Genomic DNA, 906 nt, shown 5'->3' with positions numbered 1-906 from the left:
TCTGGGATTTTAACCACTTAAGTGGAATGGTCGACTCGGCAGCCCAAGGATGGCCGGGGCGAACAATGACAACCATCCTCTCGCGCCGCCATACTGTTGAGACGAACCCAGGACGTGAGTCCCACCACTCCATTACCGCTACATCCACTTCAAGCGTTTCCAGCAAAGCGGCAATCTCGATATTTTTGCCGATCCTCACATCGATCTTGTTTGCTAATTTATCTTGGAGCGCCTTGATATAGGGTTGTAAAAGATAAATGCCGATATTGGAGCTTGCACCAACGACCAGGCTTTTATTGTGGAGGGCTGCCGTAGCCTTATGGCTAGTACGGAGCAATTGTTCCGCATAGGGGAAAAAAATCTTTCCCTCCAATGTCAGGCTTTGCGGCATTGTTGCGCGGTCAATCAGCCGGGCCTGCAAAGACTGCTCCAGCCGCTTGATATGCTGCGTTACTGTTGGCTGGGACAATCCAGTTTGCTTCGCCGCTTCGCGAAAGCCCCCGCATTTGACGACGGCAATGAACGTCGCCACACGCTCCAGATCTATCACGCCGCCTTTACTCCCGGATACGGCTGATTAATCGCGCCCATCGGTTTTTCACCAGCGAGTGCCTGGATGATGTTCATCGCTGCCTGCCGCTCGATTTCAAGCCGAACTTCCTTGACCGCCGATCCCAAATGCGGCGTAAAAAACGTTTGTGCCGTATTGTCGAGCAGCGCCTTGGGGATAGCCTGCGGGCGATCAGCGCGTATCCATTCTTCCATCTCGAAGACATCGGCTGCATATCCAGCTAGTTTTCCAGACGCCAGTGCTGCTATCACCGCATTCTCATCCACGACCGAGCCGCGACATGCATTGATCAGGTAGCTACCGGTTTTCATCTTGGCCAACGCGGTGGCATCGAT

The 906-nt window shown here is 53.4% G+C and carries 2 protein-coding genes; both read right to left on the bottom strand.

The genetic code is table 11. The features are described 5' to 3' along the window. Nucleotides 1-550, bottom strand: a 550-nt coding sequence (locus ABG80_RS01810) for a LysR family transcriptional regulator (protein WP_152987409.1), incomplete at its 3' end; no start/stop codon positions are given. After that, on the bottom strand, nucleotides 547-906 hold a 360-nt coding region (locus ABG80_RS01805; RefSeq protein ID WP_268760918.1), incomplete at its 5' end, for an NAD(P)-dependent oxidoreductase. The genes ABG80_RS01805 and ABG80_RS01810, both read right to left, overlap by 4 nt.

Source organism: Aquabacterium parvum (assembly GCF_001447195.1).
Classification (GTDB): Bacteria; Pseudomonadota; Gammaproteobacteria; order Burkholderiales; family Burkholderiaceae_C; genus Aquabacterium; species Aquabacterium parvum.
Note: the sequence above shows the minus strand (reverse complement) of the source record. Positions and strands in the feature narration are given on the sequence as shown.